The sequence below is a fragment of the Nocardioides sp. genome, assembly GCF_047602075.1.
In the GTDB taxonomy this organism is placed as follows: domain Bacteria; phylum Actinomycetota; class Actinomycetes; order Propionibacteriales; family Nocardioidaceae; genus Nocardioides.
The window spans coordinates 1,491,351-1,507,095 of sequence record NZ_JASGIF010000001.1; the positions used below are offsets into that span (position 1 = coordinate 1,491,351).

Sequence of the window (15,745 nt, forward strand, 5' to 3'; positions counted from 1 at the left end):
ACTTGTTCGAAGTGTGGGTGCGCCGGTCAGCCGGCGAGCTTGCGTTGGGCATCTGCGAGACGGCTGGAGATGGTGCCGTCGATGACGTCGTCGCCGATCTCGACCCGGATGCCGCCGACGACTTCTGGGTCGACGACCACGTCGAGGTGCACGTCACGGCCGTACTGGCGGGCCAGCGCCCGACCGAGCCGGCTGCGGTCGTCCTCGGACAGCGGCGTGGCCACGCGGACGACGGCGGCGTTCTTGTCGTGCTCGTCGGCGGCGACCTTCTGGTAGGCCGCCAGCGCCGCGCTCACGGTGCGGTAGGTGCCGGCCAGCGCCTGCTTGGCGAGCGTCAGAGTAGCGGGCAGTGCCTTGTCGGCCAGCAGCCGATCGAGCAGTGCGGACTTGTCCTCCACCGAGCGCACCGGGTCGCCGAGCGCGTCTCGCAGGTCGGGTGTGTGCCGCACCAGCTGGGTCAGTGAGAAGAGCTCGTCAGAGAGTCGCTCGCTGTCGTCGCCGGCCGAGCGAACCGAGGCGACGACGCTGAAGTGCTCGAGCGTGTCGCTCAGGTCGCGTACGGCGGTCCACCGCTCGCCGAACGCCGCCTCGATGATCTGCTGCGAGGCGGGGTCGACCCGACTGGAGAACAGTTGCCGGGCGAGGTCGACCTGCGCCGCCGCGGCGACCCGCTGGTCGGTCACCACCCGGCGCAGCGCGGGCTCGTGGCGCAGCACCTGTGCCACCGAGAACAGGTCGCCGCCGACGCGCCTGTCGAGGTCGAGCGAGGTCGACCCCACAGCGTCGTCGAACACACGGCGCACGACCGTGAACGCCTCGGCGGAGGCACCGCGGTAGGCCATCAGTTGACCCCACTCGTGGAGCCGTCGGCCTCGAGCTCGGCGAGGAACCGCTCGACCACGCGGCTCTGGCGAGCCTCGTCGTCCAGACTCTCACCGACGATGCGGCCGGCCAGTCCGGTGGCGAGGGTGCCGACCTCGGCGCGCAGTGAGGTGATGGCCTGCTGACGCTCGGCCTCGATCTGCACCTTGCCGTGCTCGACGATGCGGCTGGCCTCGGACTGCGCCTGCTCGCGCATCTCCGCGACGATCTGCGCGCCCTGCTGGCGCGCCTCCTCGCGGATCCGGGCAGCCTCGTGACGGGCCTCGGACAGCTGCTGCTCGAGCTGGGCGAGTTTGGCGTCGGCCTCGGCCTGCTTGGTCTCGGCCGCAGCCAGACCACCCTCGATCGCCGCGGTGCGGTCGGCGAAGGTCTTCTCGAAGTTCGGCACGACCCACTTGCGGACCGCCCAGTAGAGCAGCCCGAACACGATCACCGAGAGCACGATCTCGATCGGGTGCGGGATGAGAGGGTTGAGTTTCTCCTCCGACGCCAAGATGTTGACACTCTGCATGGGGCAGGTCCTTCGTCAGGCGGGCGTCAGAGGACGAACGCGAGGGCGATACCGATGATGGCGAGCGCCTCGGCAAGGGCGAAGCCCAAGATGGCGATCGACTGCAGCCGGCTCTGGGCCTCGGGCTGCCGAGCCACGCCGGAGATGTAGGCCGCGAAGATCAGGCCGATGCCGACGCCGGGGCCGATGGCCGCCAGACCGTAGCCGACCATGTTGAGCGAGCCGTCCATTGTTCTTCCTTTCGGTTGGTACTGCGTGTCGTTTTCTGCTCTGGTGCCCGCGGAGGGCGTTGGGCTCAGTGCTCGTCTGCGAGAGCCCCAGAGATGTACATGGCGTTGAGCAAGGTGAAGACGTAGGCCTGCAGGAACTGCACCAACATCTCCAAGAACGCGATGGCGATGAACAGCAGCCAGGCGAGGATGCCGACCGGCTTGACCATGACGGCGCCGTGGACGAGGAGATACTCCCCGCCTAGCGCGAACAGGATCAGCAGCAGGTGGCCGGCCAGCATGTTGGCGAACAGACGGAGGGCCAGCGTGACCGGGCGGACCAAGATGTTCGACAAGAACTCCAACGGCACCAAGAGCACCAGCATCGGGCCGGAGATCCCGCTCGGGACCGACTGGAAGCTTGAGATAGCCCACGAAGCCGTGCTTCTTGATGCCCACCCAGTTGTAGATGATCCAGCTCATCGCGGCCAGGCCGTAGACCATTCCCGAGCGGGACAGCGTCGGGAACTGGATGAACGGGATGGTCGCGAAGAGGTTGTTGAGCAAGATGAAGAAGAAGAGCGCGAAGAGGTAGGGCACGAACCGCATGAAGTCGTGGCTGCCGATGAGGTCGCGGCCCATCGAGTTTCGGACGAATCCGTAGGCCTGCTCCCCGACGTACTGCAGCTTGCCGGGCACCATCGCGCGATGCCGAGACGCGGCGTAGAAGAACCCGAAGACCAAGATGGCGGAGAGAACCAGCTGGAGCATCGGCTTGGTCACACCGAGATACATCTCCTGGCCACCGAAGTCGAAGGTGCCGCCACCGAAGATCGCCGGGAGGTTGAAGTCACCGGGTCCGGGCGGGGTGAAGCTGTCCGCTCGCACGATCATCCCCGTCATGCCCGCCTCTCCCAATTCGTCTGTTGGGCCCGCCTGGTCTGTTCGCTCATCTGTCGGCTTCCCGCCTGATCTGCTCGCCGGCAGCTGGCTCCCCGATGGTTGGCTCCGGCTCCGCCAGGCCGGGACGGAACCTCACCCAGGTGAGGTAGAGCCCCAGCAGCGCGCCACCGAGGATCCCGACCACGACCAGGAAGGACGTGTCGAGCCACCGGTCCAGCGCCCATCCGACGACGCCGTAGAACCCCACTCCGGCCCCCAGATATCCCACCGCGTGCCAGGGGTCGCCCTGTTGAGCGGTGGTAGAGGACGGGGGTGTCGAGGATGCCATCGCGCTCCGGAGCGTAGCAGCAGCCACGGGTCACCGTTCACCCCCAACCGAGGGGTGGAGAGTGCGGTCCGAGGCAAGGTCGTAGAGCGGGATGCGAGCTCGCGCGGTGAGCGCCACCTGACCGACCAACCAGCCGAGGGTGACCACGATGACGGCGCCGGCGAGCCACCCTGCCGAGAGCGCATCGTCGAGCAGTCCTGACCCGGCGAGACGCCAGAAGATCAGGCCGAGGACGAGCACCTCGAGGGTATAGGTGAGCAGGGCCACCAGCATCGAAGCCGCCGGCATCGTCGTAGCGACAAGGTCGACGGTGAGTGCACCGAAGGCGAAGACGCCGAGCGCCGTCGCCGCTCCGACAGCGGCACCTCGGACGGCCGACGCATCGGCCGAGACAGCGGCCGCGGCGACCGTTCCGAGCCCGACGATCAGCGCCACTGCCGCCGATCCGAGGAGCACGCGCACACCCGCCCGAAGGGTGTGGGTCGTCGTCTCGGTCGTCATGTCGGCGGCCTTGATCTGTCGTGGGCTGGCGGGTGCGAAAGACCCTGGTCAGGGGGTCTGGCGACTGCTCGTGAAAGTTATCACCAAGTCCGCGGGGGCTCTAAATCGGTGCCTTCGGGCACCTCGCTGATCACCGGTCCGGCATCCGCCGGTGGCTCCTTCGGCCGGTGCACGATCGGCAAGATGAAGGTCGCCGCGATGGTGATCAGGACGGCCGAGCCGATCCCGGTCCACATCAGCGGACCGGTGTAGAGACTGATCACCACCGCACCGAAGGAGAGCAACGCAGCCCACAGCCACAAGATCAGCACGGCACGACGGTGCGAGTGGCCGATCTCGAGCATGCGGTGGTGGAGGTGCTGCTTGTCGGGTGCGAACGGCGAGCGGCCGGCGCGCGTGCGGCGGACCACCGCCAGCACCAGGTCCAGCAGCGGCAGCAGCATGATCGCCAAGGGCAGCGCGAGTGGCAGCAGCATCACCACCCAGTTCACGTCGGTGCCCATCGCGCCCTTGCTGATCGCGCCGGCGGGAAACTGGCTGGTGAGGGTGAACTCCGACGCCGCCAGGGTGAGTCCGAGCAGCATCGAGCCGCTGTCGCCCATGAACAGGCGGGCCGGGTGGACGTTATGTGGGAGGAATCCGGCGCAGGCGCCCGCGACCGACGCCGTCAACAGGGCACCGGTAGTGGCCAGGGTGACCTTGTTGAGATAGGAGAGCTGATAGCAGAACAAGAAGAAGGCCAGTGCACCGATGCCGATGACGCCGGCAGCCAAGCCGTCCAGCCCGTCCATGAAGTTCACCGCGTTGACCGCCGCCACGATGATGAACACGGTGAGCAGCGCCGCCTGCGTGGTCTGCAGGCTGAACTGACCGCCGTCGGGCTTGATAAAGAAGCTGAGCTGGATGCCCTGCCAGACCAAGAAGCCGGCCGCGATCAACTGGCCGCCGAACTTGGTGAGTGCATCGAGCTCGAAGATGTCGTCGAGGACACCGACCGCACAGATCATGGCGCCCGCGATGAGCACGGTGCCGGCGTCATGGAAGACGTCGGGGTTGCTCTGGGACAGGAACGGCAGCTCCCGCGCGACGAAGTACGCCGCGACCAGCCCGCCCAGCATCGCCAACCCACCAAGGTAGGGAATCGGCTCGTCGTGCACGTCTCGGTCCCGGACCGCGGCCACCGCCCCGGTGCGGATCGCGATCTCCCGGGCGATCACGGTGAGGAGGTACGTCGCGGCCGCGGCGACCAGGAAGACCAGGGCGTACTCGCGCACTGAGTTCAGCCCTCTTCCAACACCGTCAGGTCGTGGTCCTCCAGCAGCGTGTTCAGCTCGGAAACCGCCAGTGCCCCCCTGCGGAGCAAGCGGGGCCGCTCGGTCGTGACGTCGATAATCGTCGACGGGGTCACACCTGGTGCCGGGCCCGCGTCGATCAATGCTCTCACCCGGTCGCCGAGCATCTCCTCGGCATCCTCGGCCGTCGTCGCTGCCGGCTGCCCGGTGAGGTTGGCCGAGCTGACCGCGAGCGGTCCGGTGCGGCGCAGGAGGTCGCGGGCGAGGTCGTGGCGGGGGACGCGGACCGCGACCGTGCCGAACGTGTCGCCGAGGTCCCACTGCAGGGACTCCTGCTGCTTGCCGACGATCGTCAGCGGGCCCGGCCAGCACTTCTGGATCAAGGTGCGCGCATAGTCTGGCAGTCCGACCATCAGGGCGTCCACCGTGTCGATCTCTCCGATCAGCACCGGTGGCGGCATGTCGCGCTCACGGCCCTTGGCGGCGAGCAGACGGCGTACGGCGTCGGCGTCGAACGCGTCCGCCGCGATGCCGTAGACCGTGTCGGTCGGCATCACGAGCAGCAGACCCTTGCTGATCGCCCGAGCGGCAGCATCGATGGCCTTCTCTTGTTCCTCGGTCGTCCGAGCCGGCCACATCGTGCTCACGGCTGCCTCCTCACCGGGTCATCCTGCCAGCCGCGCGGTCACGAAGCGCGGCCGGTTCGCGAGGTCGAGATGATCGACCACTTCGGTCCACCGCTGGGTGCGGGTGAAGACCTGCGGCGCGGCCTCGCCCTGGGCGTCGGCATGCTCCGCGCCGACGCGGCCGCCGGGCCTGAGCAGGCACGCGGCCCGGCGCTCGAGCACTCGGAACGCATCCAGTCCGTCGACCCCGGAGAAGAGCGCCACCTCCGGGTCGTGGTCGCGGGCCTCCGGGGCCACCGACTCCCAGGCGTCGAGGGGAATGTAGGGCGGATTGCAGGCGATCACGTCGACCTGGCCGAGGAGCTCGTCGAAGGCGGTGGCCATGTCGCCGTGGCGCAGGTCCACGGGCGTGTCGGCGAGGTTGCGGCGGGCCCAGACCAGGGCGCGCTCGTCGAGCTCGACGGCATACACCCTCGCTTGGGGAGCCTCCTGGGCGACGGCCTTCGCGATCGCGCCCGACCCGGTGCACAGGTCGACCACGATCGGTTCCAGGTCGGTCGCGTTGGTCGAGATCGCCCGCACCGCGTCGATCGCCCAGCCCGCCAGCAGCTCGGTCTCGGGGCGGGGGATGAAGACTCCGGGGCCGACCAGGAGCTCCGTGTGTCGGAACGCCGCGGTGCCGGTGAGATGTTGCAGCGGGATCCGGTCGGCGCGCTGGTCGATCAGGGCGAGGTAGGTCCTCGCCTCCCCCTCGGTGAGCTCCTCGACAACCGGCAGCTGGCTGCGCTGTGCGCCCAGCACGTGGACGAGCAGCTCGTCGGCGTCCCACTCGGGCGACGGCACCCCCGCAGTCCGGAGTCGTGCGGCGGCGGCTCGGCGGACGTCGGCTGCGGCGAGGGTGGTCGTCATGACTCGAGGGCTTCGAGCCGCGCCGCCAGGTCGGTCTCGACGCAGGAGTCCAGCACCGGGCCGAGATCACCGTCGAGCACGTGGTCGAGGTTGTAGGCCTTGTAGCCGGTGCGGTGGTCGGAGATCCGGTTCTCCGAGAAGTTGTAGGTCCGGATCCGCTCGGAGCGGTCGACGGTGCGCACCTGGCTGCGGCGCGCCTCACTGGCCTCCGCGTCGGCTGCCTCCTGAGCGGCGGCGAGCAGCCTGGCCCGCAGGATGCGCAGCGCCTGATCCTTGTTCTGCAGTTGACTCTTCTCGTTCTGACAGCTGACCACGATCCCGGTCGGCAGGTGGGTGATTCGCACCGCCGAGTCGGTGGTGTTCACGCTCTGCCCGCCGGGTCCGGAGGAACGGAAGACGTCGATCCGCAGGTCGTTCTCGTCGATCGACACGTCGACCTGCTCTGCCTCGGGCATGACCAGGACACCGGCCGCCGAGGTGTGCACGCGACCCTGGGACTCGGTGACGGGGACCCGCTGCACACGGTGCACGCCGCCTTCGAACTTCAACAGTGCGTACGGCGCCTCCCCCGGCTCGGAGGTTCCCTTCGCCTTGACCGCCACGGTGACCGACTTGTAGCCGCCGAGGTCGGACTCGGTGGCGTCGAGGACCTCGGTGCGCCAGCCCCGCCGCTCGGCGTACCGCTGATACATCCGCAACAGGTCACCAGCGAACAGAGCCGACTCCTCGCCCCCCTCCCCCGACTTGACCTCGAGGATGGCGTCCTTGGCGTCCGCCGGGTCGCGCGGGACGAGCAACTGCCGCAGCCGGTCCTCGGCCGCGGCACGACGCTGGTCGAGCTCGTCGGCCTCCTGGGCGAACGAGGCGTCCTCGTGCGCAAGCTCGCGGGCCGCCTCCACGTCGTCGCCGAGCTGTTGCCACTCGGTGTAGGTGGTGACGATCGCCGTCAGCTCGGCGTAGCGCTGATTGAGCTCTCGGGCCACCCGCTGGTCTGCATGCACCGACGGGTCCGCCAGCCGAGTCTCCAACTCACTCCGCTCGGCGACCAGACCCTCCACCGCCTCGAACACCGCGTCCTCCTCGTCTCCGATGTTGCGGTTTGGGCCGCCGAATGCACGACGCCGGCTCCGCCGCGAGGACGGAAGCCGGCGTCGGAGGGACCTAGGAGTCGGTCTTGGCCTTCTCGTCGTCCTTCTTGGCCATCTTGGCGTAGCGGGCCTCGAAGCGGGCCACCCGGCCACCGGTGTCGAGGATCTTCTGCTTGCCGGTGTAGAACGGGTGGCACTGCGAGCAGACGTCGGCGTGGATGACGCCGGAGGTCGCGGTGCTGCGGGTGGTGAACGTGTTGCCACAGGTGCACGTCACCTCGGTGGCGACGTACTCCGGGTGGATGTCCTTCTTCATGGTGTCCTCAGATCTTTCCTGGGGGCACCGGGTCCCTGGCGGCTCGACCCTCGGATCGGCCGCACCGGGTGAACCGGGGCCTAGATGTGCCTGCCGCACGGTCGCGCAGGCCGCGGCAATTGTGCCACTGGTCGCAACGCGCGATCCAATCCTCACATTCCCGCCGGCGCGACGCCATGCGTCCCGCGGGCGGCTACTCCTCGCCGAGGGAGCCTGGGGTGGTCTTTTGGACCTGCATCAGGAACTCGATGTTGGTGTGCGCCTTCTTCAACCGCTCCAACAGCACCTCGAGGGCCTGCTGGCCGTCGAGCGCGGACAGCACCCGGCGCAGCTTCCAGACGATGGCGAGTTCCTCCTTGCTCATCAACAGCTCCTCCCGGCGAGTGCCGGACTGAACCACGTCGATGGCCGGGAAGAGTCGCTTGTCGGCGAAGTCCCGGCGCAGCCGGATCTCCATGTTGCCGGTGCCCTTGAACTCCTCGAAGATCACCTCGTCCATCTTCGAGCCGGACTCGATGAGTGCCGTCGCGAGGATGGTGAGCGAGCCGCCGTTCTCGATGTTGCGGGCGGCGCCGAAGAACTTCTTCGGCGGGTAGAGCGCCGCGGAGTCGACCCCACCGGACAGGATCCGGCCGGACGCAGGCGCCGCCAGGTTGTAGGCGCGGCCCAGCCTGGTGATGCCGTCGAGCAGCACCACGACATCGTGGCCGAGCTCGACCAGGCGCTTGGCCCGCTCGATGGCGAGCTCTGCCACCGTGGTGTGGTCGGAGGCGGGCCGGTCGAAGGTCGAGGAGATGACCTCGCCCTTGACCGAGCGCTCGAAGTCGGTGACCTCCTCGGGGCGCTCGTCGACCAGCACCACCATCAGGTGGCACTCGGGGTTGTTGGTGGTGATCGAGTTGGCGATCGACTGCATGATCATCGTCTTGCCAGCCTTCGCCGGGGAGACGATCAGGCCGCGCTGGCCCTTGCCGATCGGGGCCGCGATGTCGATGACACGACCGATCAGGTTGCCCGGCTCTGTCTCCAGCCGGAGCCGCTCGCTGGGGTAGAGCGGGGTGAGCTTGGCGAACTCCACCCGGTTGCGGGCCGACTCCGGGTCGGCGCCGTTGACGGAGTCGATGCGCACCATCGGGTTGAACTTCTCCCGGCGCTCACCTTCGCGGGGCTGACGGACCTGTCCGACGATCGCGTCACCGCGGCGTAGGCCGTACTTGCGGACGATCGACAGCGAGACGTAGACGTCGTCGGTGCCCGGCAGGTAGCCGCTGGTGCGCACGAACGCGTAGTTGTCGAGCACGTCGAGGATGCCGGCCGCCGGCACCAGCACGTCGTCCTCGAGGATCTGCGTGTCCGGCTCGCTGCGCGACCCGGACATTCGGTCGCGGTTGCGGTCGCGACCACGGCGCCGACGGTTGCGGCTCCGACCGGTGCCCTCGTCGTCGCGCTGGCCCTGCTGCTGAGCCCCTTGCTGCTGAGTGCCCTGCTGCGGCTTGTCCTGCTTGTCCGCGCTCTGCTTGTCGTCTGTGTGCCCGTCGCTCTGTCTGCCTGACCCCTGCTTGCCGGCGTCCTTCTGGTTGCCGTGCTTGTTGGAGCCCTGCTTCTTGTTGTCCTTCTTGTTGCGCTTCTTGCCGTCCTGTTTCTCGCTGGCGGCCTTGTCGGCGCCCTGCTGGGTGTCCTGGCGATCGGCGCCCCCGGCGTCGGACCGATCTGAACGATCCTGGCCCGAACGGCTCTGCTCTGGACGCTCTTGGTCGGCTCGCCCCTGGTTTGGGCGTCCCTCCTCGCGGGGCGGGGCCATGGCCCGGGCAGTGCCCGACTGGCCACCCGATTGGGCCGCCTTGATGGCCTCGACCAGCTGGGCCTTCTTCATCGAGCTGATGCCGCGGATGCCGAGGCCGCCGGCCATCGACTTCAGATCGGCGAGAAGCATGGAGTTGAGTCCGCCGGCGCGCTTCCTCGTGCCGTTCTCAGCAGCGTTGGGCGCGGCTGCGGCGGATTCGGTGGTTTCGGTCACGTGAGTCCTTCCCACGTATCAATGCCGACCGGTGAACCCGTCGGCCTTCACTCATCGGTATTCCTCGACCTCCGGGTGCTGCCTGGTGGGCACGGACCGCAGGTGCTGACGCGCGAAACGCCGAGCAGAGGGATGGCTTCGCACCCGGACGAATGTCGGTGTGGGGTGCGTACGCCGAATGGCGCGCGACCAGCCTAACACCAGCACGTCCCCGAGGTGGCATCGCCGGGATCCAGCACCCGACCGGACGAGGTATTCCCCTCGCCCCGCGAAGACTCCTACCCTCAAGAGGGGTTCGATCACACGGCGACGCCCGGTCGCCGGCGCGGGATCCCCGAGGGGTCAGCATGGTCCGCATCAGTGCGAGAACGGGTCTGCTCAGCCACCTGACCGACCACCCGGTGCCGCCAGAAGAGGTCCGTTTCGCGGTCGTCCTCAACGGCGGGGTGTCTCTCGCGGTCTGGATGGGCGGTGTCGTCCTCGAGCTCGATCGGCTCACCAAGGCCGAACTAGCAGCCGACACCGACACGGCGTACTCCCTGCTCAAGCTGCTCACCGGCTGCTCGGCCCGAGTCGACGTCATCACCGGCACGTCGGCGGGCGGCATCAACGGCGCGGCGTTGGCACTGACCCAGGTCAACCGCCACAAGGACCCGGCGATGTTGCGGGACCTGTGGATCGACCAGGGCAGGATCGAGTCGCTGCTGCGGCAGCCGTTCCAGGGCGAGCCGACCTCGCTGCTGCGCGGCGATGAGTACTTCCTGCCCCGCCTGCACAGCGCCCTCGAGATGCTGGCCACGCCCGCCGACACCGACACCGTGACCGATCCGCGTGAGGCGCCTATCGATCTGTCCATCACCACCACGGTCCTGCGCGGCAACCAGGCGGTGTCGGTCGACTCGACGGGACAGCTCCTTCCGCAGAGTCTGCACGCGGCCCGCTTCCACTGGCAACGGCTGCCTGGGCGGCCTGCCGAGGACGATCCGTTCTCCCGCGAGCACCTGCCGCGCACGGCGCACCGTCTGGCCCTGGCGTCTCGATCCTCGGCGAGCTTCCCGGTGGCATTCGAGCCGTCCTTCGTGCCGGTCGGGTCGCCGGACCACCGAGAGCCCGCTGCGGATCACGCGCTCAGCGCGGAGGTGCGACTCCGCCCGGACATGGGCGACCTGGTCGAGTCCTGGGGCACCGGCCGGGTCGGCTCTGACCGCTCCCGCTTCTGCGTGGACGGCGGCGTGCTCGCCAACACTCCGACTCTGGCTGCATTGCAGGCCTGTGAGGCGATGCCGGCGGCCGGTCCGGTACGACGACTGGTGCTGCTGGTCTTCCCCCATGCTCCGGCTCCGGGCCTCGACCCGGCCGACAAGCAGGGTGCCCCTCCGACGGTGACGGGCGCGCTCAGCGGCCTGCTGGGCGCGCTGACCGCCCAGGGTGGCCGCTCCTACGTGGAGGCCCTGGAGCGCCACAACCTCGCCGCGGCCGGTCGGCGGGGAGCCCGAGGCGACATCCTCGAGCAGATCAAGACGCCAGCGGGACTGACCAGCCTGGTCCGCTCGATCTACCCGCAGTATGAGCGCTTGCGCCGCTGGCGGGCGGGGCGCGACCTCGCCGCACGACGGACCGGCACCGCCATCGAGGCAGAGTTCTCCGTCAGCGACCTGCCGCCGGACTGGGGATTCGAACGGGTCCGCGCCGCTGCCGCCGGCGCCCAGGAGAAGTGGGCGAAGTCGGCTCCCGCCGAGGGACGCGCCGCCTTGCCCTACGTCCCGAGCAATCCACCGACACCCGACACCGTCAACGAGAGTGGCTGGCGCTGGGGCATCACCACCGCGCTGGGCGTGACCGAGGTGGTCAACGATCTGCTCCGGCGCCTGGTGTGGGTGCTCCCACCCGGTCCCGACTACGAGGCGGTCGAGCAGGCCCGCAACGGCGTCCTCCAGCTCGCCGAGAAGATCCGACAGGCGCGCGATCTCACCGACGCCTGCTGGCGCGACCAGCCCGCGCTGCTCGGGCTGGCGCCAGACCAGTCCTACTGGCAGCTCCGGTTGGCGAGCTATGACTACCTGATGTGTGGCGACGTCGCCCTCGACGAGGTGCGTGCAGCGGCCGGCAAGGTCCACCCACAGGGGGACACCGATCTGATCATGAGCGCGCTCACGCCCACCTTGAAGCCGGACATGGCGCCCGGCCACGCCGGTCGGCAGGTGCGCATCATGGTGAATGCGGTGATCCGGCTGCTCCGCCCCGCCCTCGGCGTGCTGGCCGATCGAGCCGACGAGCTCGCCGCACTCGACGAGGACCTCGCGCACTGGCGGCGAGCACTGTTCCCTGGGAGCCAGCCCGAGCGCCTGAGCACCGCCGTACTCCTCACCCGGCTGCTTCAGCTCGAGGTGGCCAGCACCACGCTCGGCGACGAGGTCAGCACCGGTGCCACTCTCCCGGTCGAGCTGGTGCAGGTGTCAGCGCAGACCCAGAACCCATTCGCGGTCTACAGCACCACCGCGCACGACAAGCTCGGCGGCGACGCGATCAACCGGTTCGGTGGGTTCCTCAAGCGCTCCTGGCGGGTCAACGACTGGATCTGGGGTCGGGCCGACGGGGCCACCGCACTGAGTCGAGCCATGCTCGATCCGCGCCGGATCCGTCGAGCGGCGCGACTCTCCGGCTATCTCACCGAGCAGTCCGATCGGGCCGAGGCCACTCTGCTGGCCACCGCCACGGCCGACGAGATCCTCGACCGCCTGCAGGTCACCCAGGAGGCGGCCGACCTGCGCCCAGCCGTGATCAAGGAGCTGACCGACGTCTTCGACCTGACCGGGGTCGAGGACGGTGACCTCCCTGCCGCGCTGTCCAAGCTGGGTGCCGTGTTCGCCTGGGCCCTGCACCTGGACGCGCTGCCCGGCGAGCTGCCCGCCCTCGCACAGGCGATCGCTGCGGACCGGGTCGACGGCGCGAACCCGCGCTCGCGGGGCGAGCTCTTCCTGGCTCAGCAGACCGACCTGATCCGTCGCCTGGACACGCCGTCAGCCAAGGGCGCCGGGCCGTCCCCGCAGGATCGGCGGGACGCACTGGACGCCTTCGACCGGGCCGGCATCGGCTGGGAGCCGCTGCGCGAGGAGGCCAGCAGCGACCTGATGATCCGCACGGCTGCCTCGGCCGCCGCGGTCGCCTCGACGGTGGCCGACTCCAAGCGATCCGGGCTCTCCGCGGCCAAGCCGGTGACCCGGGCGCTGCGCGGCACGATGCTGCTCCCCTATTGGGCGATCTGGGGACTCAGCTCCCGGCAGACGATCGCCCGTGGTCTGTCGCTGTTGGCGTTGGCGCTCGGTGGCACGGCGCTCGCACTGGCGCTCTTCGGTGTGCTCTCCACTGGTCTGCAGCCGATCGCCGCCGCGCTCGGGGCCGGAGCGCTGCTGGCGGGGTTCGCCTACGGCGCGTTGCGCACCGGCTCGCTGCTGCACAGTGTGGTGCTGCTGACCCCGGTGATCCCGCTGACGGCGTACGCCGTCACGGCCGGCCATGCCGACGCGACCGGTGTCTCCACCGTCGTCATCGTGGCTGCGCTGGCGCTCGGGTTGATCGGGCTGGGCAGCATCGGTGTCGCCAGTGGCAGTGTGTGGGCGGCTCTGGACACGATGGCCGATCGGCAAGGCTTCATCCGGCCACGCCCGGCCGGGTCGGCGCCATCGAGTCGGACTCGCTACGCCCTGCAGGTCTGGCTGCGTCGGCTGGCGTCCGTGCTCTGGGCGCTCTCGACCTTGGTCGGGCTGGCGCTGCTGGCGCTGTTGGTGGCCCTGTTGGCCTGGCGGTTGGTCGACCCCTCGGTGATCGAGTTCGCCCAGGCGAACCACCGGTGGCTGTGGCTGCCGGCACTCGCGGCGGTCGCACTCGGCGGCTTCGTCGCCAACCAAGAGTCGCGCTGGTTCTCGGTCCTTACCCGCCGGCCGGGCGCGCCGGCCTCCGCCGGCTGGGAGTACGCCGCTGTGGTTGCGCCGCGCGCCACCGGCGCCGGCTGGTCGGTCGTCTACGGGAGCATCTATCTTGTCGTCGCCTGGGTGGCCAGCCTGGAGGCGCTCGGCGCGGAGAACCCGCTCTGGCGCCGCGTCGTCTTTGCCACCGCGGTGACCTTCGCCTTGACCCTGTTGATCGTGGTCCCCGTCGTGATGCCGCTGGTCGGTCTGCTCGAGATCGCCCGGGCCGAGATCGACCGGGCCGACACCACCTCCGGATCGGCCGACCCGGAGGCGTCAGCCCGCCAGCGGCTGTTCGCCGACGACCTGCTGGCCCGCGGCACGTCGTACCGCCGATTCGTCGGCTTCGACGACACCGGTGCCGTGCTCACCAAGGCAGGCGGGATGCTCGAGCAACGGGTCAGCGACGCCCGCGCCGCCGTAGCCCTGGTCCGCGCTTGGAACGCTCCGCGGGTGCTCTCGCCCGATGACGTCGCCCGCCTCCCAGCCGTGTTGGCACAGTGGAGCGACGGCCCCGGCGCCGTCATCTCGCCTGCTGCACGCAAGCGACTCACCGACGTCCACGCCGTCCTGGCCAGCGACTCCCCCGACCCCGCTCGACTCCGGCACGCCGTCGACCGGTTGGTCGCCACGCTGCACCGGGCTTGACTCGGGGCCATCTGCCGCGGGCCTATGGGTGCTCGCCGACAGAGTAGTGACGCGGAGAGACGTGCCGGTGGTCTGGGTCGTTGGCCGGGTTGCTGGTCCGCGGTGGTCACTCCTGTCGCTGCTTCATCAAGGTATCTCGATGTGCCTGCACTTCTCATGGCGTGCACGCAATGAGAAGTGACGCCTGACCCACTTACCTTGATGAAGCAGCAACCCGGATGACCCATGGGGTCAGACAGGCGTGGACTCCGGGGACTGGCGCACCGATTGGCCCGAAACGACAGGCCATCGTCCGGCTACTGGTGCGTACGGTCGGCATATGTGTCCTACACACCAGTAACCGTTCTCACGACGCCGCAGGATTCGCCGATGGGGCCGAAACTGCATCCCGACCCCGTCTGCCGCGGTGCTGTGGTGGCCCGGACCCAACTCCCGCGGCGCTGTAGTGGGTTGGGGCCTGGTATACGAGGCACTTTGCCACCATAGGACCGCGGGAGACGCAAGAAGACCGCGGCAGATGCCGACCGGACGCGAGACGCCGGGCAGCACCAGCAACCCCGCCGCCGAGCAAGACCAACCCGGCTCAGCGGACCAGCACGCCGTCCCGCTCGACGGTGAGGTGCAGCGCGGTCCAGCCGTCGGGGCAGCGGGCTCGGAGCTCGGTCTGACAGGCAGCACCCCGATGACCGGCGGAGAAGGCGAGCACGGTGGGGCCTGCCCCGGAGACCACGGCGGCGATCCCGTCGGCACGGAGCCGGTGCATCAACCGGAGCGACTCGGGCATCGCCTGCGTCCGATAGTCCTGGTGCAGAAGGTCCTGCGTGGCGAGCAGAAGGTGCTCGGGGTGTGCGCCGAGCGCCGCGACGAGGAGCGCAGCCCGGCCGGAGTTGGCGGCCGCGTCGTCGTGCGGGACCGTCTCCGGCAACAGTTTGCGGGCCAGCGTGGTCGGCACGCCTGCGGGCGGCACGAAGACCACGGTGCTGACCCGCGGGTCGACACCAGAGGGTACGGCGAAGAAGCGGCTGCCGTCGGACCCCGACTCCGCCAACTCTCCAGAGGGCCCAGATGGCCCGGAGGCGCCGGAGATGACGAAGCCGCCGTACACAGCGGCGGCGACGTTGTCCGGGTGACCCTCCAGAGCAGTGGCGAGCTGGAAGCAGGCGTCGTCGTCCATCAGCAGCCGGCCGCCGGCGACCAGCGCCCGGGCCAGCCAGATCCCGCCGACGATCGCCGCCGACGAGGAGCCGAGCCCTCGCGAGTGAGGCACAGCGTTGACACACGACAGGGACAGGCCGGGTGGCGTGCACCCCATCGCGTCGAAGGCGGCCCGCATCGCACGGACCACCAGATGTGACTCGTCGGCGGGCACAGTGGAGGCCCCCTCGCCCTCGGTCGACACCGACAATCCGGAGGAGACGACCTCGCCGACCAGCTCGTCGCGCAGCGAGAGCGCCAGGCCGAGTGCGTCGAAACCCGGACCGAGGTTGGCCGACGTGGCGGGCACCGAGACCCGGACCGGGCCGTGGACGAAGGTGACCACGTCAGCC

General features: G+C 69.4%; 13 protein-coding genes and 1 pseudogene. 1 reads left to right on the forward strand and 13 read right to left on the reverse strand.

Annotated features, from left to right (window positions below; translation table 11 throughout):
* Positions 1 to 26: 26 nt before the first annotated feature.
* The 12 genes and pseudogenes from QM714_RS07495 to rho all read right to left on the reverse strand — a co-directional run bounded on the left by QM714_RS07495 (position 27) and on the right by rho (position 9,582).
* Positions 27 to 842 carry a F0F1 ATP synthase subunit delta gene (locus QM714_RS07495; RefSeq protein ID WP_415099089.1) on the reverse strand — a complete coding sequence of 272 codons (816 nt, stop codon included), beginning with the start codon at positions 840 to 842 and terminating at the stop codon, positions 27 to 29.
* Positions 842 to 1,393, reverse strand: coding sequence for a F0F1 ATP synthase subunit B (locus QM714_RS07500; RefSeq protein WP_415099091.1), 552 nt, complete (start codon positions 1,391 to 1,393; stop codon positions 842 to 844). The genes QM714_RS07495 and QM714_RS07500 overlap by 1 nt, the downstream gene beginning before the upstream one ends.
* A 26-nt stretch (positions 1,394 to 1,419) precedes the next feature.
* Positions 1,420 to 1,623 (reverse strand): ATP synthase F0 subunit C, encoded by a 204-nt coding sequence (atpE, locus tag QM714_RS07505; protein ID WP_324499906.1) that lies wholly within the window; start codon positions 1,621 to 1,623, stop codon positions 1,420 to 1,422.
* 65 nt (positions 1,624 to 1,688) lie between these two features.
* Positions 1,689 to 2,505, reverse strand: a pseudogene (gene atpB, locus QM714_RS07510) (F0F1 ATP synthase subunit A).
* A 46-nt stretch (positions 2,506 to 2,551) separates the two neighbouring features.
* Positions 2,552 to 2,833: a hypothetical protein gene (locus QM714_RS07515; RefSeq protein WP_415099093.1), complete on the reverse strand. Its 282-nt coding sequence runs from the start codon at positions 2,831 to 2,833 to the stop codon at positions 2,552 to 2,554.
* Between the two features lie 30 nt (positions 2,834 to 2,863).
* Positions 2,864 to 3,334 carry a hypothetical protein gene (locus tag QM714_RS07520; protein WP_415099095.1) on the reverse strand — a complete coding sequence of 157 codons (471 nt, stop codon included), beginning with the start codon at positions 3,332 to 3,334 and terminating at the stop codon, positions 2,864 to 2,866.
* A gap of 80 nt (positions 3,335 to 3,414) precedes the next feature.
* Positions 3,415 to 4,608 (reverse strand): glycosyltransferase family 4 protein, encoded by a 1,194-nt coding sequence (locus tag QM714_RS07525; RefSeq protein WP_415099097.1) that lies wholly within the window; start codon positions 4,606 to 4,608, stop codon positions 3,415 to 3,417.
* Between the two features lie 5 nt (positions 4,609 to 4,613).
* Entirely contained in the window at positions 4,614 to 5,264 is a 651-nt protein-coding gene (locus QM714_RS07530) for an L-threonylcarbamoyladenylate synthase (RefSeq protein ID WP_415101015.1), read from the reverse strand.
* Positions 5,265 to 5,291: 27 nt separating this feature from the next.
* Entirely contained in the window at positions 5,292 to 6,161 is an 870-nt protein-coding gene (gene prmC / locus QM714_RS07535) for a peptide chain release factor N(5)-glutamine methyltransferase (protein WP_415099099.1), read from the reverse strand.
* Positions 6,158 to 7,231 (reverse strand): peptide chain release factor 1, encoded by a 1,074-nt coding sequence (gene prfA / locus QM714_RS07540; protein ID WP_415099101.1) that lies wholly within the window; start codon positions 7,229 to 7,231, stop codon positions 6,158 to 6,160. The genes prmC and prfA overlap by 4 nt, the downstream gene beginning before the upstream one ends.
* 91 nt (positions 7,232 to 7,322) lie before the next feature.
* Positions 7,323 to 7,565: a 50S ribosomal protein L31 gene (rpmE, locus tag QM714_RS07545; protein WP_415099103.1), complete on the reverse strand. Its 243-nt coding sequence runs from the start codon at positions 7,563 to 7,565 to the stop codon at positions 7,323 to 7,325.
* 193 nt (positions 7,566 to 7,758) lie between these two features.
* On the reverse strand, positions 7,759 to 9,582 hold the full coding sequence (gene rho / locus QM714_RS07550; RefSeq protein WP_415099105.1) for a transcription termination factor Rho: 1,824 nt from the start codon (positions 9,580 to 9,582) through the stop codon (positions 7,759 to 7,761).
* 347 nt (positions 9,583 to 9,929) lie between these two features.
* Between rho and QM714_RS07555 the strand changes: the two genes are divergently transcribed.
* Positions 9,930 to 14,198 carry a patatin-like protein gene (locus QM714_RS07555; protein ID WP_415099107.1) on the forward strand — a complete coding sequence of 1,423 codons (4,269 nt, stop codon included), beginning with the start codon at positions 9,930 to 9,932 and terminating at the stop codon, positions 14,196 to 14,198.
* 583 nt (positions 14,199 to 14,781) lie between these two features.
* Here the strand turns inward: QM714_RS07555 and thrB are convergent.
* Positions 14,782 to 15,738, reverse strand: a complete 957-nt coding sequence (gene thrB, locus QM714_RS07560; RefSeq protein ID WP_415099109.1) for a homoserine kinase — start codon at positions 15,736 to 15,738, stop codon at positions 14,782 to 14,784.
* Positions 15,739 to 15,745 lie beyond the last annotated feature (7 nt).

Bases quoted from the DNA above. Each gene is read 5' to 3' on its own strand.
- QM714_RS07495 (WP_415099089.1), bottom strand. From the start codon at position 842: ATGGCCTACCGCGGTGCCTCCGCCGAGGCGTTCACGGTCGTGCGCCGT.
- QM714_RS07500 (WP_415099091.1), bottom strand. From the start codon at position 1,393: ATGCAGAGTGTCAACATCTTGGCGTCGGAGGAGAAACTCAACCCTCTC.
- atpE (WP_324499906.1), bottom strand. From the start codon at position 1,623: ATGGACGGCTCGCTCAACATGGTCGGCTACGGTCTGGCGGCCATCGGC.
- QM714_RS07515 (WP_415099093.1), bottom strand. From the start codon at position 2,833: ATGGCATCCTCGACACCCCCGTCCTCTACCACCGCTCAACAGGGCGAC.
- QM714_RS07520 (WP_415099095.1), bottom strand. From the start codon at position 3,334: ATGACGACCGAGACGACGACCCACACCCTTCGGGCGGGTGTGCGCGTG.
- QM714_RS07530 (WP_415101015.1), bottom strand. From the start codon at position 5,264: ATGTGGCCGGCTCGGACGACCGAGGAACAAGAGAAGGCCATCGATGCT.
- prmC (WP_415099099.1), bottom strand. From the start codon at position 6,161: ATGACGACCACCCTCGCCGCAGCCGACGTCCGCCGAGCCGCCGCCGCA.
- rpmE (WP_415099103.1), bottom strand. From the start codon at position 7,565: ATGAAGAAGGACATCCACCCGGAGTACGTCGCCACCGAGGTGACGTGC.
- QM714_RS07555 (WP_415099107.1), top strand. From the start codon at position 9,930: ATGGTCCGCATCAGTGCGAGAACGGGTCTGCTCAGCCACCTGACCGAC.